We start from the raw sequence: 21686 nt of genomic DNA, 5'->3' as shown, positions 1-21686 counted from the left end.
GCCGATGCGGGCGGTCCTTAACTGTCTAGCCGGCAGGGTCGTTCCTTTTCGGCTCTTGCAAGAATTTTGGCATGTGTCCACGCGCTTCACGGTCACGCGGGGCGGGGCGCTCTGACGGATCGCGGCCGAGCTTGGCCTGCAGTTCGACGAGGTCGGTGAAGACGTCGGCCTGGCGGCGCAGCTCGTCGGCGATCATCGGCGGCTGGCTGGCGATCGTGGAAATCACGGTGACCCGCACGCCGCGGCGCTGAACGGCCTCGACCAGGGAGCGGAAGTCGCCGTCACCCGAGAACAGCACCATCTGGTCGATGTGCTCGGCGAGCTCCATGGCGTCCACGGCGAGCTCGATGTCCATGTTGCCCTTGACCTTACGGCGGCCGGAGGCGTCGATGAACTCCTTGGTCGCTTTGGTCACGACCGTGTAGCCGTTGTAGTCCAGCCAGTCGATCAGGGGGCGGATCGAGGAGTATTCCTGATCCTCAATGATCGCGGTGTAGTAGAACGCCCGCGTCAGTGTCCCGCGGCTCTGAAATTCCTTCAGCAGGCGCTTGTAATCGATGTCGAAGCCCAGAGTTTTCGCCGTCGCGTAGAGATTGGCTCCGTCGATGAAGAGCGCGATCTTGTCGGTAGAGGAAGGTGACATTTAGTTCACGCTTTCGGTGGGGCAAGTTCGGGTCCTGCAAGCATCCCGGATCCGCGACGCCGATTATCGGTCGCATTCTATATAAATCGCTACCGGAGATCGTCGAGTAGCGCCAAGCTTTAAGCTTCAACTATTTTCGAGAAGCACGCAGTCTTGGAACTCTGACATTAGCCGAAAGTTGTTCTGTCAGATTTGTAATGTATCCTGTCTATTTCCATGTGCCTGTTTGAGGGTGTTCCCGCCATGATCGCTGGCGATTTTCCTCTCTTTGATCTTTCCATTTATAGGCGCGGCCGCGCCTGGCGATGGTCCGTTATAGACCGGTCAGGGATTTCTGTTCTGACTGGAAGCGAGCGGAGCAGGCCTGCTGCGCAGTACATGGCAGCAAGGGCGGTTTTCCAATTGCTGTTGACCGCTCCGTATCGGAATCGAATTTCCCCGCCGGCCTAATCGTCGACTTGAAAGCCGAGATACTGGAGCCGAACGCCCGACCGAATCCTTGCAGCCATTCTGCGTGTTATTCGCCGCACGGTTTGACCCCGATCGGGGCTGAAGGTTCACCCCGGCCAACACTGCCTAATTTCTTGGGCCATTGCTCATCACGTGTGGGGTCAATGTTGGAAGGCGATAGGGATCAAAGTTCGGCGCTTGCTTACACCGCGTCGCGTGCTCCGATCGGAGTGATGCCTTCAACTGACGCTTCTACTGGATGGAGCGAGGTCCCTCGTGGCGATGTAGCCGAGCGGCTTGCGATCGGTTGCAATCAGCGACTCACCCATTTTTGCTCTCGATCACCGTGACCACCGTCTTTGTGGAGAGGCTTCGCACGACGGTTCCGCCCGCGTTCGGCTAAACCTGGAGCTGCGCGGTCTGCGACAGTTCGTATTTGGGCTTTGCCGCCGCCACCGGCGTGACGTCGTCCTGCAGGACCCGGGTCTGTCTTGCCGCTGGCCCCGGAAGGCGCGTGCGACGTCCTTTGCATCCGATGCCGCGTAGGACAGCTGGATGCGGGGATCGGCATAGTCGTTAACGCCGGCCACCAAGACGAAACAGCCACGGCCTGGTCGAACCGGCGGCTGGTCGCCCAGCGGCGGCTGGGTCGGGGCGCCGGGCGGTGCGACCAGTTGCGAGGCGACGTACAATCGCGCGGGGAGCGACGCGAGCAGGTTCGCGGCGTTTAGGCCACGCCTCGATCGCGTTGTCGCCGGCATCGAGCAGCGGGCCGCGGCTGAGCCGTGTCGGCTGGCCTGTCGGCGCGGACACCTGTGTGTCCACGCCGGCCGTGACGCCGCTGATGCGCCATTCCACCCGGCTGATCCCGCCGCCGCCATGACGAGGTGAGTTCTCTCGGCTTAACAGCAAACCAAAACTGGGGCCCGGCCTTTGGCGATAGCACAAGCCAGTCAGGCTGCGTTCTGTTCGGTGTCACGACCTCGACTTGGAAGCAGATAATCGAGCTGCCCGGAGAGCCTTCTTTTTTGCCGGCGCCCGAGTCTCTCTTTTCAGAATAACCAGGCAGAATAACCAGGCAGGCGTGGTGCTCGCTGTCTCCGGCGTCGCAGGATACAAATTCGCTGCTCATCCCCGGAAGTTCGCTGATATCTGCTCAAATTTCGCTGATACGTGGCATAGGGTATTCGCGATAACGCCCTGCAAACAGGCCGGTTTTTCTTTCGCCAGCGGCAGTTGCGAAGCCGAAACGATCAAATTCCCCGCAAAATTCCCTGTTTGCCGGGAAATGACCTAGAGACAGGTGCGATCAGCACTGGGTCGCCAGCCAGATCCAACATGCTGATTTTGTTGGAGGAATGGCCTTGCTGAAGGAGGATTTTCCGGCGCATTTGGAAATTCCGTTTGCCTCGCATTTGGAAATTCTGTGCTGGTTTCGTTTTGGTCGAAGGCAGATGAAAATCCTCGCGCGTTGAACGTTCGTTCGACTTATCAAGATACGAATTGAGCCTATGAACGCTGTCCGCGTTGCAAGCTTCCGACCGCTCGCGTTGACGTCGCGTGCGGGATCGACAGCTGCAGAATCCCGCCGCCTAAGCACTGTTCAACGAAACGCGAAGTCTATCTTTGAGATCGGACGCTAGTCTCGCTCCATCTTGTCCGGCACCATCGCACCGACATGGACCCAGCAGTGATGCTTGTCGCCGAGTTGGTGCGCGCGGTCGCACCACAATTGCATGATCCGGAAGCCAGATAACTCGCATCATCTTGCTTCTATGGACCAGACTGTCTTCCAACAGCCCGAGGCTTCCTTAACGAACGGCAGCTTCCAATTTGGTCGCAACCGGTACTGATGCGAGATGCAGCCTATTGTCGCCGCAGCTCAAGCCGAGCGTTGCCAGCCATACTATAATGATCCTCATCTCGTCCTATCCCATGATAAACGAGGCTGAAGACGGCGCTTACGTTCCCGGCAGATGTCGTATCAAGCTTTCACGGATGTGCCGCGCAAGTTCGGTGGCGGCTGGCGGCGCGTGGCCGTTAGGCATATGCAGATTGATCGCAAACGGAGGCAACTCAGGCAGGCCCGCTTCTGTAGGTACGATCTCGAGGTCGGCCGGCACGGTCGAGGTGAGCAAAGCCGTGATCGCCAAGTCTGAGCGAACGGTAGCCGTGCTGGCATCGATGCTCCCGCTCTCAAACACAGTGCGCCATGCCACGCCGTGCTCACTTAGCGCTCGAAGGACCGCAGGCCGGAATCCGCATGTTTCGGCGACCATCGAAACAGGAAACGGCGTTTTCAAATGTGCCGAGCCGGACTTTGCACCAACCCACACCAAGCGATCGACGATCAGGCACTCGCCGCGGGACGGCCCGAGCGGTTCTTCGATAAGGGCAACATCAATCGTCCCATCCAGGGTGCTCGCCAGAAGATCAGGAGACGCGGCGCAAACGAGCATGATGTCCACCAACGGATAGTTCTCAGTGTAGCTTTTCAAGATTGGAGCGAGCCACGTGCCGGCGAGATCGTAGGGAGCGCCCAGGCGAACTTGCCCGCTCATCGCGTCGGTAGTCATGTCTGACCAAAGCTCGTCATTCAGGACCAGCAGACGACGGACTTTCCCCAGCAGCCGCTCTCCTGTGGCGGTGAGCCGAATGCGTCGGCGATCACGCGTAAAGAGAGCGCCAGACAAATCCTCTAATCGGGAGATCTGCTGACTGACGGCGCTTTGAGACAGGTGCAGCGCATTTCCGGCCGCCGTCATGCTGGCATGATCGGCGACGGCTACGAAGGTCCGCAGAAGCCCCATATCGAGATTACGACGCATCCTTGTATTTTGGATCGTAATGCGTTCCATGCACAGCATGCGTTTCCATAATGGATTGCGGCGCGGTAAATTCTCGCTTCAATAAACAGGGGCAGAGAGTGTCTTCCGCCGAGTTCTTACCGCTTATTCTCTTCGTTATCGTTTCGACGATCACGCCAGGAGGCGCAACGACCCTAGCCACAGCCTCGGGCGCTCATTTCGGTTATCGTCGCTCCATACCGCTCATGGCCGGCATCGCGGTGGGCCTTGCTTCAATGGCGGCCTCGGCCGCTGCGGGCTTGGGGAGCGTTTTGCTGGCGCTACCGTCCTTGCAACTCGCTATGAAGGCGATCGGCTCGCTCTATCTCTTGTGGCTTGCCTGGAAGATCGGTCGCAGCGGACCTCCCCATCTCCAAGCTAATCTCGCGAAACCGACCAGCTTCCTCGGCGGGGTGTGGTTGCTATGGCACAACCCGAAAGGCTGGGCGATGACGCTGGGGGCCGCAGCTTCCTTTGCTGCGCTTGCGGGCAACCCGTTTCAACTCGGTGCGCTGCTCGGGTGCGCATTTGGTATCGCCGCAATCCTGTCTCTCTCGCTCTGGTGCGCCGCCGGATTGCTGCTCGCTCGCCTGCTCGAAACGGAGATGCAGTGGCGCGTCCTCAATGTCCTTTTAGGGGTTTTGCTCGTCATTTCGATCGTTCCGATGTGGCTCTAATGATTGGGGCCGCTGGTCGCTCTGCCTTCTCCCAATGACGGGGCCTTCCCCAAGGAGTTGCTGGTATTCAGCGATAATCCTGAGAAGCACATGGCAATGATGGGCATCCCAACCCGCGTCAGAAACTGCGGTTCGGATGCGCCAAGGACGGACCCGCATTTCATGCGGTCGTTGTACCCCTTGTTCATCCAAGAGGTACTGCCTCTTAATCCCAAGAGAGTGGTCGATCCGGACGGTACGCGACGCGGATCATCGCCAGTCGAGTGTTACCTGAAGGCCTCGCTTCGAGCCTTTGATGGTGGGATCTACTGTGGTTCGATTCCCGCGGCCTTGATGATCCGTCCCCATTTGCCGATCTCGGCCTTCAGGAAAGCCTCGAGCGCCTCCGGCGTCGCGCGCTCGGGCTCGACCGGAGCCATGCTGAGTTCGGCAAAGCGGCTGATCAGGGCAGGATCCTTCAGGGCTGTCTGCAGCGCGCTCACGAGACGGTCGATCACCGGCTTCGGCGTGCCGCGCGGCGCGTAGAGGCCGTACCAGGTCGTGACGTCGAACTCGGGAACACCGGCTTCGGCCGAGGTCGGCACGTCAGGCAGCGTCCCGACGCGTTTCTTGCTTGTGATCGCGTAGCCCTTGATCGTGTTCGACTGGATATACGGCGTCGGACCGGTCGCGGGATCGCAATAGACGTCGATGTGGCCAGCGATGACGTCGTTCAGCGCCGGTCCGCCGCCCTTGTAGTAGATCGGCGTAAGCTTTGTGTCGGTGGTGTTCATGAACATCAGGCCGCAGAGCTGCGAGGCCGAGCCGAGACCGACATTGCCGAAAGTCATCTTGTCGCCTTCGCTGCGGATGCGCGCGATCATCTCGCCGAGATCCTTGGCCGGAAAATTCGGCCGGGCCACCAGGATCATCGGCACGTCGGTGACAAGCCCGATCGTGGCGAAGTCGCCGACGGGGTCGAACGGCAGCTTGGCATAGAGGGAGGGTGCCGTGGCCTGGCCTACATGCATCAACAGCAGCGTGTAGCCGTCAGGCGCGGCTTTGGCGACGCGGTTGGTGCCGAGCGTGCCGCCGGCGCCGACGACATTCTCGATGACCATCGACTGCTTCAGCGTCGCGCTCATGGCGTTGCCGAGGATCCGCGCGATGACGTCGCCGGGGCCGCCGGCGGAGAAGGGCACGATCATCGTGACCGGGCGGGTGGGGTAGTCGTCTGCGATCGCCGCGCCACACGGGCAGAGCAGGAAAAACAGGATCAGCGATCGTACGAGATACGTCATCGAACACCCCCTGGCGGCATTTTTTTAGTCGTCGGAAGGCGCCGCCTCCTTGGCCGCCGACGATTTTTCGATCATGTCGAGCGCGGCCACCGCGGCCGCGTTGATGTGATCGACGCAGCAACGTTCGGCGAGGTCCGCATCGCCGTTTTGGATGGCACGCCAGATCGCTGTCACCTCGCGCAGGCTCTTGTTGATCCGTTTCGGTTGCGACATCGATGTGATCCGCAACAGCTGGATCCGGTCGTGGAGCGGCTTGAGCATGCGCTCGATGAAGGCATTGCGGCAGCCGCCGATCAGCGCGCCGTAGAAGTCGGTCTTGGCTTCGAGGCACCCGACCAGATCCTGCTTGGCGGCGGCGGCCTTCAGCCGCGTCAGGGCGTCCCCGATCCGGCGCGCCACTTCGGGATCGTGAAGCCTGGCGCATTCGCGGCCGGCGAAGCCTTCGAGGACCGCGCGTGCCGTGTAGAGCTGCCGGGCCTCCTCCAGGCTGATCGTCGAGACCACGGGGCCGCGATGCGGGACGGTATTGACGAGCCCGTCGGCCTCGAGGGCGCGCAGCGCTTCGCGGATCGAGGGACGGCTGACGCCCATCATCTCGCAGAGCTCGCGCTCGACCAGCCGCTGGCCCGGCTTGAGCGTTCCGGACATGATCGCCCCGCGCAGCTTTTGCGCGACCATCGCCCGGACGGTCGGGACGTCCTCGATGCGAAGCGACTGCAGTTCCGTGCGTCTGTCCATGACTGGCCTTGGTTTGAGGGCTCAAAACCGGTTTACAGGCAGAATCATCATTTCGGCAATTTGAACGTGCGGGGGCTGGTCGAGGGCAAAGACGATGGAACGGGCGATGTCGGCCGGCTCGAGCGCCATCCTGAACTGGTCGAAATAGTCCTTTTCCTTCTGCTGATCGCCGCGGTAGCGGGTCAGGATGATGTTGGTCCGGGTCAGGCCGGGCTGGAGCTCGGTGACCCTGATCGCAGTTTCCGCCAGCTCGCCCCGGAGGGTCTCGGTGAACATGTGCACGCCCGCCTTGCTGGTGCTGTAGGCGGCCATGTCAGGCACGATCCGGACCGCGTTGATCGAGCTGATATTGACGACATGGCCGGCATTGCGCTGGACCATGCCGGGGAGGATCGCGCGCGTGACGCGCATCAGGCCGATCAGGTTGGTCTGGATGATGTTGGACCAGTCGTCCGCGGAACCAATGTCGAAGCGTGTCCGTCCGCCGATATCGTGGCCGGCGTTGTTGATGAGGACATCGACCGGTTTGAAATGACCGGGAATGGCATCGGGCAGGCCATCCACCGCCTTTGCGTCGCTGATGTCGAGCTGGATCGGAAACACCGCATTGCCGGCCGTCGCCGCCAGCTCCTGAAGCGCCTTGGCGTCGCGATCGACCAGCACGACGCGGCGGCCGCTTTCCAAGAGCGCCTTGGTGATGGCGCGTCCGATGCCGCCGGCGGCGCCTGTCAGCACGACGGTCTGACCCGAATGTTCAGTCATAACAACACTCCCATTCCAATGCTCTCATGCGACCGACCAGCCGCCGTCGATCGGCAGGCTGGCTCCGGTAATGTCGTTTGCGGCGGTTCCACAGAGAAAGACGACCATGGCGGCGACCGCATCCATTTCGACGAAGCGCTGCGTGGGCTGGCGCTCGCCGAGATACTCACGGGTCACGTCGTCTACCGATCGGTCACTGTCCGATGCAATCGCCGCGAGCTTGTTCAGGATGGCGGGCGTCGGCAGCGTGCCGGGGCAGAGCGTGTTGCAGGTGATGCCGCTGCGTGCTGTCTCAATGGCGACGGCGCGGGTCATGCCCAAAATCGCCGTCTTGGTGGTGACGTAGTCGATGCGGTCCTCGACTGCGCGGCTCGAATAGATCGAGCCCATGTTGATGATGCGGCCCCAGCCGCGCTGCTTCATCGCCGGCAGCGCCAGGCGGATCAGATGGAACGGCGCAGACAGGTTCACGGCCAGCGCTTGCTCCCATCGATCGGGCGGAAACTGCTCGATCGCGGAGAAATGCCTGATAACGGCGTTGTTGACGAGGATATCGATGGCGCCGCAGCGGTCGAGCAGGTCCGCCATCATGGCCTCGATCGCCTCGCGTTGGGAGAGATCGACGCCGGCCGCGATGATTTCGACACCGAAGCGGGCGCGAAGGTCATCCGCGGCCTGCTTCGGCGCGACGAGATCGTGAAGGACGATGTTGGCACCCGCGCCGGCCAGGCCTTCCGCGACGGCCAGTCCGAGGCCCGCAGTCGCACCAGTCACGAGTGCCCATTTGCCCTTCATCGTAGCCACGCTTCGCTATTTGTTGTCGAGTTCGGCGAAGACGTCCTTCGCGTTTCGGAATGCATCCACGCCGGCCGGCACGCCGCAATAGATCGCAACCTGCATGAAGACCTCGCGGATTTCCTCGCGCGTTGCGCCGTTGGCGAGCGCACCGCGCACGTGAGTCTTCAGCTCATGCGGCCGGTTGAGCGCGCACAGCATTGCGAGATTGAGAAAGCTGCGGGTCTTCCGCTCCAGCCCTTCGCGCCCCCAGACATAGCCCCAGCAATATTCGGTGGTGAGATCCTGCATCGGGCGGTTGAAATCGTCCGCGGATGCGATAGCCTTGTCGACGAACTCGTTGCCGAGCACGCTCTTGCGGATTTCGAGGCCGCGGTCGTAAGTCGCCTTGTCCATGTTGTTCTCCGTTGTCAGTTTTTCGGCCAGAACGGCTGTGCCAGTGCGAGCGCTGGAGGGAATACCGTCACCGGCACGCCTGCCTGCCACTGCACGATGGTCATGCCGGCGCCGACGCGGCGGCCCTTCTCGTCGAACTTGATCTCGCCCAGCGGATAGTATTTCGAGGGGCCGGCATCCATGGTGCGCAATGCTTCACCGACGGCGACGCGATCGGCCTTACCGGCTTTCTCGAGCGCGTCCTTGATCACCCACATGTCGCCGTAGGTGGAGATCGCGTTCTGCGTCATCCACGGCTCCTTGTAGCGGGTCTTCAATTCGGCGATCAGTGCCTCGTGGCCCTTGGCGCCCCAGCTTGCGACGCAGGTCAGTACGCCCTGAAGCAGTTCGGGGCTGACGGTTTGCAGCATGTCCGGCTCGGCGATCGCGATGCCGAACGAGATGGTCGGAATCTTGCCCTGGCCGAGACCGAACTCGTTCATCTTCTCGAGCAGCAGTTTTGCGTCCGAGATCACCGTGGGCAGGAAGAACAGCAGGTCCGGCTTGGCCGAACGGATCTTCTGCACAAGCGACGTCGCATCCGCCAGCGGCGGCGTGAACGTCTCGTCGACGATCAGCTGCAACTGGTTCTCCGCCAGAAGGCCCTCGCGCATCGCCTTTGCGGAGGCGATCGAGGCCCCCGTGTTGTCGGTGAGGATCGCGACCGTCTTCGGACGCTTACCGGAGGCCGTCTCCGCCAGCTTGATGATCTGGGGCAACGCTTGCCGCGCCTGCGAACCTGCGGTGGCTGCGGTCTGGAATACGTATTTGAATCCGCGCTCGGTGATGAGGTCGGAGTAGGAGAGGGTGAGGACGGGCAGGCTGGCGCGCTCGGTCACCTCCGTGACCGCGAGCGTGAACGAGGACAAATACGCGCCGCTGGCCGCGACCAGATCGGTCTCCTGCGCAACCATGCGCTGGGCGGCGTTCTTGGCCTTTTCCGTGGTGTCGCCGGAATCGAGCACGACGAGCTTCAGCTTGGCGCCGCCGAGTGCCTTGACGCCGCCTTGCGCGTTGATGTGATCGACCGCCATCTCGGCGCCTTCACGCATCACCGTTCCCGGCCGGGCATAAAGCCCGGAGATCGGCACCAGCAGGCCGACCTTCACTTCCGCAGGTTGTTGCGCCCAGGCGCGGGATGCGATCAGCGTACCGGATGCGCCCGCCAGCAGCGTTCGCCGCGTGATCGTGATCTTGCTCTTCGTGGTCATGACAATTCTCCTCCCTGAAAAAACGCGCGACGCTGTTAGGATTTCTTCGGCCAGAACGGCTGCGACTGCGCGAGTTCGGGCGGATAAACGGTGACAGGCACGCCCGATTGCCATTGCACGATGACGACGCCGGCGCCGACGCGACGGCCCTTCTCGTCGAATTTGAGTTGACCGCCTGGATAGTATTTCGAGGGACCGGCATCCAGGGTGCGGAAGGCCTGCGCGACCGAGTTGCGGTCGGCCTTGCCGGCTTTCTCCAGCGCCTCCTTCATCAGCCACATGTCGCCATAGGTCGAGATGACGTTCTGCGTCATCCAGGGCTCCTTGTACTTGGCCTTGAGCTCCGCGATCAGCGCCTCGTGACCCTTCGATCCCCAGTTGGCGACGATGGTCATGATGCCCTGCACGGTCTCCGGACTCACGCTCTGGAGCATGTCGGGCTCGGCAATGGTGATACTGAACGACACCGTCGGAATTTTGCCCTGGCCGAGGCCGAACTCGCTGATCTTCTCCAGACCGAGCTTGGCGTCGGAGACGGCGTTCGGCATGAACAGCAGCAGGTCCGGCTTTGCAGAGCGAACTTTCTGGATCAGCGGGGTCGCATCCGACAATGGCGGCGTCCAGACTTCCTCGACGACGAGCTGGAGACCTTCCTGCGCGAACAGCTTTTCCTTCAGCGCCTTGGCGGTGGCGACGGAGGTCGCGGTGTTGTCCATCAGCATCGCCACGGTCTTCGGCTTCTTGCCCGATGCATTCTCGGCGAGCTTGATCAGCGTCGGCAGGCCGAGCTCGGACTGGCGGCTTGCGGTCGCGGCGGTCTGGAAGATGTACTTGAAGCCGCGGTCGGTCAGCAGGTCCGAATAGGACAGCGTCAGCACCGGCAGTTCGGCGCGCTCGGTCACCTCGGTCACGGCGAGCGTGAAGGACGAGAGATAGGCGCCGGTGGCGGCGACGAGATCGGGCTCCTGCGCCACCATGCGCTGCGCCGCGTTCTTGGCCTTCTCGGTGGTGTCGCCGCAATCGATCACGACAAGCTTCAGCTTGGCACCGCCGAGCGCCTTGATGCCGCCCTGCGCGTTGATGTGCTCGATGCCCATCTCGGCGCCCATCTTCATCACCTGGCCGGGGCGGGTGTAGATGCCCGACAGCGGCACGATCAGTCCCACCTTGACCTCTGCCGGCGTCTGCGCGCGTGCCACGCCGGCGAGGCCGACGGCGGCGGCGCCCGACAGTACGGTCCGACGCGTCAATCCTTTCGATGTCCTGCCCTTCGATGTCTTGTTCATTTTTGTTTTCTCCCTGGTCTTTGTTTTCTTGTTTGTCACATGCCGAGATAGGCTTTGCGTACGCGGTCGTCGGCGCGCAGCGTGTCGTTGTTGCCTTCGAGCACGACGTGTCCGGCTTCGAGGACGTAGCCGTGATCTGCTGACTCAAGCGCTTCCGCGACGCGCTGCTCGACCAGCAGCATGGTCAGCCCGGACTGACGCCGGATCTCGATCAGGCGCTCGAAGATGAAGTCCGCAGTCGATGGCGCGAGCCCCATTGAGGGCTCGTCCAGCATCAGGAGTTTTGGCGAGGAGGCGAGACCGCGGCCGATCGCGAGCATCTGCTGCTGGCCGCCGGACATCGTGCCCGCAAACTGATTGCGGCGTTCCTTCAGCACCGGCAGCCATTCGAAAATGCGCTCGATATTGGCCTGCCAGTCGCGCCGGCCGCTCTCTGTCATCGCGCCCATTTCCAGATTCTCCATCACGGTCAGCGACGGGAAGACCTGGCGGCCCTCGGGAACATGGGCGATGCCGAGATGGGCGCGCTGTGGCGGCGGCACCGCGAGCAGATCGACGCCGTCGAATGAGATAGCCCCGCCGCTTGGCTTCACGATACCGGAAATTGTCTTGAACAGCGTGGTCTTGCCGGCGCCGTTGGGCCCGACGATCGCAACGAACTGACCTGCACCGACATTGATCGACACGTCGTTCAGGACGGGTTTTGCGGAGTAGCCCGCGCTCAATCCCTCAATTCGCAGCATGGGCCGCCCACTTTTTGCCGAGATAGGCCTCGATCACGCGGCTATCGCGCGTCACCACCTCCGGCAGGCCCTCGGTGATGACGGCGCCGTGGTCGAGCACGAGAAATCTGTCGACCAGCCGGACCATCGCCTGCATGGTGTGCTCGATGATGGCGATGGTCATGCCGTCGCGTGCAAGCTGCTGGATCACGGCGACGACCTCGTCCGCCTCGCCGTGACCGAGGCCGGCCAGCGTCTCGTCGAGCAGCAGGATGCGTGGCTGGCCGGCAATCGCGCGCGCAAGCTCCATCAGCCGCAGCTCCTTGGTCGAAAGTTCACCGGCGACACGATCGGCCACCGCAGAAAGCCCCACGCGGGCAACCGCGTCGGCGGCAAGCTTGCGTGCCTCCCCGTCGGAGCGCGCACGCACATAGGCGCCCACCACGACATTGTCGAGGATCGACATGCGCAGGAACGGCCGCATGACCTGGAAGGTGCGGCCGACGCCGGCCTCGCAGATTGTGTGCGGCCGCTGGCCGGACACGTTGCGGCCGTCGATCAGAACCTCGCCCTGGTTCGGCTTCAGGAAGCCGTTGAGGAGATTGAACAGCGTGGTCTTGCCGGCACCATTGGGGCCGATGATGCCGAGGATCTCGTTCTTGTGCAGCTTGAAGCTGACATCCTGCACGGCCTTGAGGCCACCGAAAGAGCGCGAGAGGTTGCGAACCTCAAGCACGACCTCGCCGGTCGCGGCGCGCTGTTGCGAGCCGGCCTTCAGTGTCGTCACGTTGGCGGCGGTCGCTTCCGGAGCGTCGTTGACCGTTGCTTTGGACGCATCCCGTTTGCGCAAGAGATCGCGCAGTTTCCAAAAGAGGCCTTCCGGTGCCAACAGGATCACGCAGACAATGGCAAGGCCGAAGATGACGCCCTGGATGCCGGGGATGCGCGCACCGGCCTCCGCGTGCAGGATTTCGGCGAGCGGGATCAGAATGACCGACCCGATGACCGGACCCCAGACCGTGCCGACGCCGCCGAACATCACGACCGTGAGCGCCTGCGCGGACACCAGCATGCCGAACACCGAGGCCGGGGTCACGACCAGCAGCACCTGCGCGTAGAACCCGCCGATAGCAGCCGCGATTGCGCCGCTCAGCGTGATCGCGCGGAGCTTCCAGGCCAGCGTATCGATTCCGGCCGCTTCGGCCGCAGCCTCGTTCTGCTTGATCGCGAGCAGCGCCATGCCGAAGCGCGAGCGCTCGATCACCTGCGTCAGCACGATCGTGGCAAGCATGATCGCGAGCCCCAGCAACGTGTAGAGGCGAGGGTCGGCGAACTGCATATAGGCGATCGGAGCGTCACGCTTGATCGGGAGCGTCACCTCCTGGAATCCGAGCCACTCGAACACGTAGAGAATGGCGAGCGGGTAGGCGAGCATCGCCAGGGCGAAATAGTGGCCCTGCAGGCGGAAGGTCGGAAATCCGATCAGGAGCCCGGCGATGCCGCCGAGCATGGCGGCGACCGGAATCAGCAGCCACGGCGAAATATCGAAATAGATCTGCCCGAGCGCGGTGGCATAGGCGCCGATCCCGAAGAAGGCGGCGTGGCCGAACGAGATCAGTCCGGTGTAGCCGCTGAGCAGGTTCCAGGACAGCCCGAATACCGCCCACACCGGCACCAGGGTCAGGATGAGCTGGTAATAGGAGTTCGTGACGCCGAGCGAGACCACGGCATAGGCGATCGTGAACAGCAGGGGAGGAAGGAAGGAGCGCATCCGGAGCATGGTCACGTCCTCTCGACCATGCGCCCGAAGAAGCCTTGCGGGCGAAAGAAGATGATAAGGAGAAAGACGGCGAAGATCGCAGCATTCTGCAATTGCGTCGGCAGGATGAGCGTCGACATCTGCTGCACCAGGCCGATCGTCATCCCGCCCCAGAAGGCGCCGATGATGCTGCCCATGCCGCCGAGCACGACACCGGCATACATGACGATGACGTATTCGAGGCCGACGAAGGGGTGGAACGGATAGTTGGTTGCGAGCAGGCCGCCGGCGATCGCCGTGATGCCGCAGCCGAGCGCAAAGGCGGTGCGGTGCGCGCGGTCGACGTCGATGCCCATATAGGTCGCGGCGGTCGGATTGTCGGCGGCGGCACGGAGTGACTTGCCGATCCGCGTGCGCGCGATCAATAGCGAGAGCAGCGTCATGATCGCCAGCGAAACGATCGCGTCGATGCTGCGCGCCTTGTTGAGGAAGATGCTCATATCAAAGTAAGGGCCGAGCTCCCAGGCCGTGCTCGACAGCGGCGTGCGGATCGAGGCCAGCACGGATCCGAACACGATGAGGCCGCCGTTCTGCAGGATCAGCGCGATGCCGAGCGTGAGGATGAGCTGGGCGTAATGGCCTTCGCCCTCGAGCGAGGCGGTGCGCGTGCCTGAGACGTGCGAGATCAGCGCCAGATGCACGAAATAGCCGAATACGGCAAGCACGGGCCCGGCGAGCAGGATCGCGACGAACGGCCCGACGGTGTTGCCGAACAGCGTCTGGATCCCGGCGGCGGTGAAGAGATAGAAGGCGGTATACATGCCGAGCATCATGAAATCGCCGTGGGCGAAGTTAATGACGCGCATGACGCCGAAGATCAGGCCGAGCCCGACGCACATCAGGCCGTAGACGGCACCGATCAGAAGGCCTGCGGCGAGCGCTTGAAAGAATCCCTCCATCAACCCAGCCTCCGCGCGGCGCCTGCGCCGGCCTGCTGACGATCATGCGCCGATGGTGCTAATAGACTGGTCTCCAAGTCGACCATGTTTCCCCCGTACTCTCCGGCACTTCTTATGATGCCGATCGTAAAATCCGTTCCGGTGCGTCCAGACGGCACTGTGCTGCGATGGCACCGGCATTGCCGAGCTGTTCGCAGTCGTCGATGAGTTGCTCCAGCCGGTGTGCGCGGTCCTCGCCGAGGGCGCGGTTGGCGGCGGCGCGAAAACGCGCGCGAATATCGGAGGGTGTGGCGGCAATGACATCGGGCAACGCGTGCCGGATCGTCCGGCCGCCGCGCAGATGCACGGTCACATCCGCGCCCTGCTTGCCGGGGAAGGCAGCGGTGAAGCCGGCATCGGCCTTGAGGTCCGTGACCGAAACCAGGCGGATGATGTCGGCATCATCGAGCCCGGCATAATTCTCTTCCGCGATCTCGCCCCGCGCCAGCGTCGCGGCGACGCTGAACGGAATGCTCATCTTGGCCTGAAGCGCGTTGCGGTAGGGCCCTGTGGAGTCGCAGCCGGGATAGCGAACGGCGGCATCGGGCGCGCGAATGACGACGCGGTCGATCTCGTCGGCGCCGGCGAGCTCGCGCGACACGCGAAGCGCCGCCTGTGCGGCGGTCTGCGCGAAATTGCAGGCCGGGACCGGCTTGTTGTAAACGGCCATGATCTCGCTCTCGCCATTCGGGAATAGCGCGACGCTGTCGGGCGCGGCCTGGCGGCGATATGCGGCGAACAAGCCGGCTTCACCTTCGAGAATCGTTTCCGAGCCGAAAGCGCCGGCTGCGGCAAGGCCAATCGCCTTAATTGCGTTACTGGCGGCGAAGCCCGGATGAAAATACATGTCCGAGCCGCCGGCATGTGGCCACTCGTTCAGTCCGCTCGACGTATTGGCCGCGATCGCGATGGCGCTGGTCGCGGCGTCTTCGGAAAGGCCAAGCGCGAAACTTCCCGCCAGCGCCGCGCCGATCGGTGCAACCAGCCCGGTCGGCCGATACAAGCGCGCGAGATCTGAGCTGACGAGCGCGCGGCCGATCCGCGCACCGGTCTCGTACCCGATGATGGCAGCTGTCAGCAGTCGGCCCCCGTGCAGCGGCGTCTGTTCCGACAGCGCGAGAAGGGTCGGCCAGATCACGACGCCGTGGTGCGCGATGCTGGCCGCATGCATGTCTTCACGGACGAGACCATGTCCCATCACGGCATTGGCGAAGGCTGCGTCGGCCGGCGAGGAGGGTTGCGGTCGTCCGACGATCGTCGCGCTGCCACCGGCATTCGCGACTGAAACAGCCTGACGGCTCCAGGGATGATGGCCCGCCTCGAAGGCGCAGGACAAGAAGTCGAGCAGGCAAATCTTCGCCTTGGCGACGACTTCGGACCCGAAATCTCCGAGGTCGAGCGCAAGCACGCTCCGCGCCATCTGGCGCGCGAGCGATATCTTGCCTGATACGGTCGGGCCGATCGTCATCGCAGTCGCTCTCCCCGAGGGTTTTGCGCGATCAGCCGCGCATCTCGACGCCGGCCCACTCCTCGAGCACCTTGGCGATCGAGGTGAAATCGGACGACGCGCCGTATTTGGCGTTGGTGATCGCGAGCATCTGCCGCACCACCGCGCCGCAGACCATCGGCACACCCATGGCCTCGGCCTCGTCCACGCACAGCCGGACATCCTTGTAGGAGAGGCCGGTGGTGAAGCCGAAATCGAAGGTGCCGGGCAGCACCGCGCGGGGGAATTTGTCTTCGGAGGCGCTGTTGCGGCCGCTGCTGGCATTGATGATGTCGATCAGCACCTTTGCGTTGACGCCGCCTTTGACGCCCATCGCGACTGCTTCCGACGTGATCACCAGCGCCGCGGCCGCCATCAGATTGTTGGCGAGCTTGGCCGTCTGCGCCACGCCGGGCTTGTCGCCGGTGTAGAACAGCTTGCCGAAATTCTTCAGGATTGGCTGCACAGTCTCGTAGGTTACCTGCGGGCACGACACCATCACGGCCAGCGTGCCGTTGACGGCGCCCTTGATGCCACCGCTCACGGGCGCATCGACGAGTTGCATTCCTTTGGCCTTGAGGCCTTCAGCGACGAACTTCGCCGTGCCGGGACCGGAGGTCGAGAGATCAATCACGATCTTCGCACGATTGCCGCTGCTGATGCCGTCCTGTCCGAGCGTGACGGCCTTGACGATGTCGGGTGTCGGCAGACTGGCGAGCACGATATCGGCGCGCGAGGCGACGTCGGCTGGCGACTTTGCGAGTAGCGCGCCGCGCTTGACCAGCGGCTGGGTCGCCTCGACTTGCGTGTCGTAGATGACGAGCGAATAGCCCGCGTCGATCAATCGCCCCGCCATGGGGTCGCCCATGCGGCCCGTGCCGATCACGCCGAGAATCTCTCCCGCCATCGTCTACTCCCTGTCGCGCGATCCCGTGACGGGCGCGCCTTCTTGATATTCTGGTCAAACGTTTTCGCCGGTCGGCCTTTTCTGCCGCCGTCGTCGTGGCAGCGGGATCCCGCGCCAGCGGGCCGGATTGTTATGTTTGTCAGACAAGCTGTCAAGCATAACATTTGGGGTCGACAGTTTGCCGATGATCGGCATAAGGTCCGGGAAAACGAGGAAGACGCCCCGCGTGCCGCAAGTCCCAACTTCGAGTGTGAGCAAGACGCTCGCCGATTTTGTCGCGTCCGCGTCATGGGCGGACGTCGAGGCGCAAAGCCACGAAGCGCGGCGATCGATCCTCAATTTCTTTGCGACCACGCTCGGCTCCGCACGCGATCCCGTCGTGATGGCCGCGATGCGCACGCTGTCGCCGTTCAGCGGCGCCGCGACATCGACGGTGATCGGCCATTCGGAGCCGATTGACGCGTTATGCGCGTCGTTTCTCAATGCCATCTCGGCCAATCTGCTCGACTTCGACGACACGCATCCCGAGACGATCATTCATCCGGCCGCGCCGGTTGCCGCTCCCGTGCTCGCGCTCGCGGAGACGCGCAAGGTGTCGGGCCAGGAGGTGTTGACGGCCTTCATCCTCGGCGTGGATGTCGAGTGCCGCATCGGCAATTCGGTGTCGCCGCGCCACTACGCGCGCGGCTGGCACATCACCTCAACCTGCGGGATTTTTGGCGCGGCCGCCGCTTGCGCGAAGCTATTGGGGCTGCCGGCGGAAGGGATTGCGAACGCCATCGGACTCGCGGCGAGCCAGTCGGCCGGCAATGTCGAGAACCTGCCGAGCGCCGCCAAGAACGTCAGCGTCGGCAACGCGGCACGCAACGGATTGTTCGCCGCATTGCTTGCGCAGCAGGGTTATGAGGCCGCGCCGCGCGCGATCGAAGGTCCGCTCGGCTGGGCGCGCACCATGGGAGATGAGCCCGATCTCGCCCGCCTGCTCGAGGGTCTCGGCAAGACCTGGGAGATCGCGAAGAATACCTACAAGCCCTATCCGGCCGGCATCGTGTTCCATTCGGTGATCGATGCATGCCTCCTTATGCGCGGGAAAATGGGCCGACGGATCGACCAGATCGAGTCGGTAACGGTGCAGGGCTCGGCGCTGCTGCTTGCGCGGGGCGATCGCCCTGTCAACAACGAGCGTGATGCGCGCGTCAGTATCCATCATTGCGTTGCCTGCGGATTACTGCTCGGCACGGCCGGCGTTGTCGAATTTGCACGTGAAACTGTGGCCCGGCCCGATATCGCGCAGCTGCGACAAAAGGTGAGGGCGGAGCTCGACAGTGAGATGCCCGATGGCGCGGCGCGGGTCATCTTGCGTCTGTCATCCGGCGAGGTCCTCACCGAGACTGTCATCACGCCGCGCGGCAGCCAGGCCGCGCCGCTTGCAGATAGCGACATTGAAGAAAAGCTGCGCGAAGGCGTGCGCACTGGTCGGAGCGACTGGGATGCGGACCGCGTTATCGACGCAGTCTGGCTGCTCGATAAGGCGGATAACGTCGGCAATCTCCTGCAATCGCTGCGACCGCCGTCGGCGTCGCGCCAGACAACTTCCAACTAGAATCTCTCAAGACCTGAAAGGGACGATCATGAGCAAGACCGAACTGTTCGAAAAAGGCCTCAAAGTTCGCAAGGAAGTGCTCGGCGAGGACTACGTCAACAAGTCGATTGCCGGGGCCGACGAGTTCACGCGCACGATGGCGGAATGGTCGACCGAGTTCTGCTGGGGCGCGTTGTGGACGCGGCCCGGCGTCGACCGGCGCACGCGCTCGATCGTCAATCTGGCAATGCTTGGCGCGCTGAACCGCCCGCACGAGCTGAAGCTGCATGTGAAGGGCGCCCTAAAGAACGGGCTGACCAAGGAGGAGATCAAGGAGATCCTGCTGCAGGTCGCCGTCTATTGCGGCGTTCCCGCCGGCATCGACGCCTTCCGCAATGCGCGCGAGGCCTTCAACGAGGTCGATGCAAAACCCTGAGCACGGACTATGTGAGTTGTCATGGCTGATCCGGAATACGAGCTCTTCGCCATCCACTATGCAACGCGCGATGCGCAACGGAGCGAGCACTTCATCGGCGGCGACCCGCATGACGGGCCGATGCCGATGGACTATTTCATGTGGTTGGCGAGGGGAGGCGATCGCACCTTCGTCATCGACACCGGGTTCAACGCTGAAATTGCGAGGCAGCGCGGGCGAACATTCCTGCGCTGCCCGGTAGAGACGCTTCGCGCGTTCGATGTCGACGTCGCCGACGTCAAGGACGTGATCCTCACGCATCTGCACTACGACCACGCCGGCAATTTCGACCGGTTTCCGAACGCGCGGTTTCATCTTCAGGAGAGCGAACTCGCCTTCGCCACCGGGCGCTATATGCAATATCCGAGGCTGTCGCATTCCTTCGAGGTCGAGGATGTCTGCGGGATCGTGCGGCTGAACTATGCGCGCCGGGTGCTGTTCTACAATGGCGACGCCGAGATTGCGCCCGGACTGACGGTTCATGCGGCCGGCGGGCATTCCGCCGGTCTCCAGTTCGTCCGCGTCAACACACGCCGCGGCCCTGTCGTGCTCGCCTCCGACGTCAGCCATTTCTACGAGAACATGACGAGCGAGCGTCCGTTCACGACGGCTTTTCACGTCGGCGACATGCTGGTGGGTTTTGACAAGCTGCGGGTCGCGGCGTCCGACGCGGCCCACATCGTTCCCGGTCATGATCCGCTCGTGATGAAGCTCTATCCCGCGCCAAGCCCGGATCTGGATGGCGTTGCGGTCCGTCTCGATGTGGCGCCATCCCAAGCCATTCAGTCCCAGGGCGTTCAGCGGGGCGGCGGCGTAACCTAGGCTAGAAAAAATCGATTTTCGATTTTCTATTGACCCGCGCGCGCCGCCTTGCAATCATCCCAACATGGGTCCGCTTCAGTTCCATATGTCCGGAAGCCCCGGGGATGGTCCGCGCAGTCTGACGTCGGCGCTGCATGAGCGCTTGCGCGCCGATATTTTGGCGACGCGGCTGCTGCCGGGGCAGAAACTGCATATCGCCGGGCTCGCCAAGCAGTTTTTCGTGAGCCTCGCCGCCGTGCGCGAGGCGCTATCGCGTCTGGTCGCCGACGGGCTCGTGCAGGCGTCCGACCAGCGTGGCTTCCGCGTGAGTCCGGTGTCGCTTGCCGATCTCGCCGACGTGACGCAGACCCGGATCGATATCGAGGGGCTTGCGCTCCGCCGCTCGATCGAGCGCGGCGATGAGGCCTGGCTCGCCTCGGTGAAATCGGCGTGGGCGGATCTGAAGGCCGTTCCTTATCACTATCCCGACGATCCGACGGTGCACTACGAGGAATGGGTAATCCGTCATCGGATCTTCCATCGCGCGCTGGTCAACGCGTGCGGCTCGCCATGGCTGCTCGGCTTCCGCGACGTGCTGCATGAGCAGAGCGAGCGCTATCGCCGGCTTTCGATTCGCAGGGAGGTCGGTGGCAAACCGCGCAACGTCGAAGCCGAACACAAGACGATTGTCGCTGCAGTGGTGAAGCGCGATGCGGATGCGGCAGTTCGCGCATTGTCAAAGCACTTCGGCACCACCAAAGATTTTGTCGAGCTCGCTGCCTCGCGCATTGCGGAGGTAAGCCGCGCGCCCTGACGATCCGGAGAAAATCCGGCAAACAAAAACAGAGACCGGGAGGAAACCAACAATGAAGATCAATCGCCGTCACGCGCTTATGTCGCTCGTCGCCGCCGCAATTCTTGCCGGCCCTGCGAGCGCCGCCGACACCATTCGTGTTGGCCTGCCGACGAAAACCTACTGGCCGACGACGATCGCCGAGACCGCTGTGCGGCAGAAGCTGTTCGAGAAGGAAGGCATCCAGGCCGAGCTGACCATCTACCGCAGCGGTGCGGAGACGTTCGAAGGAATGGCTGCGGGCGCAGCCGACATCATCCTCGATCCGCCCTCGCTGGTTTCCGCCGGGCGCAAGAAGGGGGTGATGTCACGGATCGTGGCCAATGCCGCGATGGGCAATTTCGGCTGGCAATTGATGGTCCCGACCAAGTCGACCATCGACGTCAAGGACCTCAACGGCAAGAAGGTGGCGATCACCGCGGCCGGATCCGGCTCCGATTTGCTCGCGCTGTGGACCATCCAGGACAAGAAGATCGATTTCACCCGCGTTCCCGTCGGCGGCGGCGGCCTCGTGCCGAACCTCCTCGCGGGCAACGTCGAGGCTGCCGTGGTCTATTCGCCGCTCAGCTTCCATATCTCGAAATCTGGCGAGGCCAGGGCCATCCTCGACTATGCGACCGCCGTACCGCCGAACCTGACCGCCGGCTGGATCGTGCTCGACAAGCTCGCCGACGCAAAGCCGCAGCTGGTGCAGAAGGCGGTGAACGCCCTCTACGGCGCGGTCGCGTTCATGCGGGCCAATCGCGATGTCACGGTCAAGCTGATCGCCGAGCTCTATGAAATGCCGCCGGAGATCGCGAGCCTCGAGTACGAAAACACGATCATGAAGCTCGAGACCAGCGGCGACATGGGCGCGGTCAATGTGAACGCGGCCGTGCAGCTGTCGCTGGATCTCGCCAAGCTCGGCGGGCTCAAGGATATCGTGCCGGTCGAGGACGTGATCTCGACCAAGTTCAAGCCGATCCCGACCAAGCAATAGC

At 63.0% G+C, this 21686-nt stretch carries 20 protein-coding genes; 6 read left to right on the top strand and 14 right to left on the bottom strand.

Features of this window, described 5'->3' with window-relative positions; genetic code table 11:
• Positions 1–25 precede the first annotated feature (25 nt).
• Complete coding sequence (locus ABIB00_RS16480) at positions 26–643, bottom strand: LabA-like NYN domain-containing protein (RefSeq protein WP_354105061.1); 618 nt, start codon at positions 641–643, stop codon at positions 26–28.
• Between the two features lie 2411 nt (positions 644–3054).
• A complete protein-coding gene (locus tag ABIB00_RS16475) occupies positions 3055–3960 on the bottom strand; it encodes a LysR family transcriptional regulator (RefSeq protein WP_502917828.1) in 906 nt (301 codons plus the stop codon).
• Between the two features lie 59 nt (positions 3961–4019).
• On the opposite strand from ABIB00_RS16475, the gene ABIB00_RS16470 reads away from it, so the two are divergent.
• Complete coding sequence (locus ABIB00_RS16470; RefSeq protein WP_247348088.1) at positions 4020–4616, top strand: LysE family translocator; 597 nt, start codon at positions 4020–4022, stop codon at positions 4614–4616.
• A gap of 305 nt (positions 4617–4921) precedes the next feature.
• Here ABIB00_RS16470 and ABIB00_RS16465 read toward each other — a convergent pair whose 3' ends face one another.
• The 12 genes from ABIB00_RS16465 to ABIB00_RS16410 all read right to left on the bottom strand — a co-directional run bounded on the left by ABIB00_RS16465 (position 4922) and on the right by ABIB00_RS16410 (position 16995).
• Positions 4922–5896 (bottom strand): tripartite tricarboxylate transporter substrate-binding protein, encoded by a 975-nt coding sequence (locus tag ABIB00_RS16465; RefSeq protein ID WP_247348090.1) that lies wholly within the window; start codon positions 5894–5896, stop codon positions 4922–4924.
• A gap of 24 nt (positions 5897–5920) precedes the next feature.
• Positions 5921–6634 carry a GntR family transcriptional regulator gene (locus ABIB00_RS16460; protein WP_354105059.1) on the bottom strand — a complete coding sequence of 238 codons (714 nt, stop codon included), beginning with the start codon at positions 6632–6634 and terminating at the stop codon, positions 5921–5923.
• Positions 6635–6655: 21 nt separating this feature from the next.
• On the bottom strand, positions 6656–7396 hold the full coding sequence (locus tag ABIB00_RS16455) for an SDR family oxidoreductase (RefSeq protein ID WP_354105058.1): 741 nt from the start codon (positions 7394–7396) through the stop codon (positions 6656–6658).
• A 24-nt stretch (positions 7397–7420) separates the two neighbouring features.
• Positions 7421–8191: an SDR family oxidoreductase gene (locus ABIB00_RS16450; protein WP_354105147.1), complete on the bottom strand. Its 771-nt coding sequence runs from the start codon at positions 8189–8191 to the stop codon at positions 7421–7423.
• A gap of 15 nt (positions 8192–8206) precedes the next feature.
• Positions 8207–8587, bottom strand: a complete 381-nt coding sequence (locus ABIB00_RS16445) for a carboxymuconolactone decarboxylase family protein (protein ID WP_247348098.1) — start codon at positions 8585–8587, stop codon at positions 8207–8209.
• Between the two features lie 14 nt (positions 8588–8601).
• A complete protein-coding gene (locus tag ABIB00_RS16440) occupies positions 8602–9837 on the bottom strand; it encodes an ABC transporter substrate-binding protein (RefSeq protein WP_247348100.1) in 1236 nt (411 codons plus the stop codon).
• A gap of 35 nt (positions 9838–9872) precedes the next feature.
• Positions 9873–11123, bottom strand: a complete 1251-nt coding sequence (locus ABIB00_RS16435; protein WP_354105057.1) for an ABC transporter substrate-binding protein — start codon at positions 11121–11123, stop codon at positions 9873–9875.
• Positions 11124–11158: 35 nt separating this feature from the next.
• Entirely contained in the window at positions 11159–11866 is a 708-nt protein-coding gene (locus tag ABIB00_RS16430; protein ID WP_247348104.1) for an ABC transporter ATP-binding protein, read from the bottom strand.
• A complete protein-coding gene (locus tag ABIB00_RS16425) occupies positions 11853–13625 on the bottom strand; it encodes a branched-chain amino acid ABC transporter ATP-binding protein/permease (protein ID WP_354105056.1) in 1773 nt (590 codons plus the stop codon). The genes ABIB00_RS16430 and ABIB00_RS16425 overlap by 14 nt, the downstream gene beginning before the upstream one ends.
• Before the next feature lie 2 nt (positions 13626–13627).
• Entirely contained in the window at positions 13628–14563 is a 936-nt protein-coding gene (locus tag ABIB00_RS16420; RefSeq protein ID WP_247448286.1) for a branched-chain amino acid ABC transporter permease, read from the bottom strand.
• Positions 14564–14675: 112 nt separating this feature from the next.
• Positions 14676–16070: an MmgE/PrpD family protein gene (locus tag ABIB00_RS16415; RefSeq protein ID WP_354105055.1), complete on the bottom strand. Its 1395-nt coding sequence runs from the start codon at positions 16068–16070 to the stop codon at positions 14676–14678.
• 31 nt (positions 16071–16101) lie between these two features.
• Positions 16102–16995, bottom strand: coding sequence for an NAD(P)-dependent oxidoreductase (locus ABIB00_RS16410; protein WP_354046041.1), 894 nt, complete (start codon positions 16993–16995; stop codon positions 16102–16104).
• Between the two features lie 226 nt (positions 16996–17221).
• Here ABIB00_RS16410 and ABIB00_RS16405 point away from each other — a divergent pair, with 226 nt between their 5' ends.
• From ABIB00_RS16405 to ABIB00_RS16385, 5 genes are all read left to right on the top strand, one after another.
• Positions 17222–18598 (top strand): MmgE/PrpD family protein, encoded by a 1377-nt coding sequence (locus ABIB00_RS16405; RefSeq protein ID WP_354046043.1) that lies wholly within the window; start codon positions 17222–17224, stop codon positions 18596–18598.
• Positions 18599–18626: 28 nt separating this feature from the next.
• A complete protein-coding gene (locus ABIB00_RS16400) occupies positions 18627–19013 on the top strand; it encodes a carboxymuconolactone decarboxylase family protein (RefSeq protein ID WP_247348113.1) in 387 nt (128 codons plus the stop codon).
• Between the two features lie 21 nt (positions 19014–19034).
• Positions 19035–19874 carry an N-acyl homoserine lactonase family protein gene (locus ABIB00_RS16395; protein WP_354046045.1) on the top strand — a complete coding sequence of 280 codons (840 nt, stop codon included), beginning with the start codon at positions 19035–19037 and terminating at the stop codon, positions 19872–19874.
• Between the two features lie 85 nt (positions 19875–19959).
• A complete protein-coding gene (locus ABIB00_RS16390) occupies positions 19960–20667 on the top strand; it encodes a GntR family transcriptional regulator (protein ID WP_354046047.1) in 708 nt (235 codons plus the stop codon).
• A 52-nt stretch (positions 20668–20719) separates the two neighbouring features.
• Positions 20720–21685, top strand: a complete 966-nt coding sequence (locus ABIB00_RS16385) for an ABC transporter substrate-binding protein (RefSeq protein WP_354105054.1) — start codon at positions 20720–20722, stop codon at positions 21683–21685.
• The last annotated feature ends 1 nt before the right edge of the window (position 21686 follow it).

Origin of the sequence: Bradyrhizobium sp. LB14.3 (genome assembly GCF_040547985.1) — a bacterium.
Classification (GTDB): Bacteria; Pseudomonadota; Alphaproteobacteria; order Rhizobiales; family Xanthobacteraceae; genus Bradyrhizobium.
Note: the sequence above shows the minus strand (reverse complement) of the source record. Positions and strands in the feature narration are given on the sequence as shown.

Excerpts from the sequence above, each read along its gene's own strand:
- ABIB00_RS16480 (WP_354105061.1), bottom strand. The coding sequence starts at position 643 with ATGTCACCTTCCTCTACCGACAAGATCGCGCTCTTCATCGACGGAGCC.
- ABIB00_RS16475 (WP_502917828.1), bottom strand. The coding sequence starts at position 3,960 with ATGCTGTGCATGGAACGCATTACGATCCAAAATACAAGGATGCGTCGT.
- ABIB00_RS16465 (WP_247348090.1), bottom strand. The coding sequence starts at position 5,896 with ATGACGTATCTCGTACGATCGCTGATCCTGTTTTTCCTGCTCTGCCCG.
- ABIB00_RS16460 (WP_354105059.1), bottom strand. The coding sequence starts at position 6,634 with ATGGACAGACGCACGGAACTGCAGTCGCTTCGCATCGAGGACGTCCCG.
- ABIB00_RS16455 (WP_354105058.1), bottom strand. The coding sequence starts at position 7,396 with ATGACTGAACATTCGGGTCAGACCGTCGTGCTGACAGGCGCCGCCGGC.
- ABIB00_RS16450 (WP_354105147.1), bottom strand. The coding sequence starts at position 8,191 with ATGAAGGGCAAATGGGCACTCGTGACTGGTGCGACTGCGGGCCTCGGA.
- ABIB00_RS16445 (WP_247348098.1), bottom strand. The coding sequence starts at position 8,587 with ATGGACAAGGCGACTTACGACCGCGGCCTCGAAATCCGCAAGAGCGTG.
- ABIB00_RS16440 (WP_247348100.1), bottom strand. The coding sequence starts at position 9,837 with ATGACCACGAAGAGCAAGATCACGATCACGCGGCGAACGCTGCTGGCG.
- ABIB00_RS16435 (WP_354105057.1), bottom strand. The coding sequence starts at position 11,123 with ATGAACAAGACATCGAAGGGCAGGACATCGAAAGGATTGACGCGTCGG.
- ABIB00_RS16430 (WP_247348104.1), bottom strand. The coding sequence starts at position 11,866 with ATGCTGCGAATTGAGGGATTGAGCGCGGGCTACTCCGCAAAACCCGTC.
- ABIB00_RS16425 (WP_354105056.1), bottom strand. The coding sequence starts at position 13,625 with ATGCTCCGGATGCGCTCCTTCCTTCCTCCCCTGCTGTTCACGATCGCC.
- ABIB00_RS16420 (WP_247448286.1), bottom strand. The coding sequence starts at position 14,563 with ATGGAGGGATTCTTTCAAGCGCTCGCCGCAGGCCTTCTGATCGGTGCC.
- ABIB00_RS16415 (WP_354105055.1), bottom strand. The coding sequence starts at position 16,070 with ATGACGATCGGCCCGACCGTATCAGGCAAGATATCGCTCGCGCGCCAG.
- ABIB00_RS16410 (WP_354046041.1), bottom strand. The coding sequence starts at position 16,995 with ATGGCGGGAGAGATTCTCGGCGTGATCGGCACGGGCCGCATGGGCGAC.
- ABIB00_RS16400 (WP_247348113.1), top strand. The coding sequence starts at position 18,627 with ATGAGCAAGACCGAACTGTTCGAAAAAGGCCTCAAAGTTCGCAAGGAA.
- ABIB00_RS16395 (WP_354046045.1), top strand. The coding sequence starts at position 19,035 with ATGGCTGATCCGGAATACGAGCTCTTCGCCATCCACTATGCAACGCGC.
- ABIB00_RS16390 (WP_354046047.1), top strand. The coding sequence starts at position 19,960 with ATGTCCGGAAGCCCCGGGGATGGTCCGCGCAGTCTGACGTCGGCGCTG.
- ABIB00_RS16385 (WP_354105054.1), top strand. The coding sequence starts at position 20,720 with ATGAAGATCAATCGCCGTCACGCGCTTATGTCGCTCGTCGCCGCCGCA.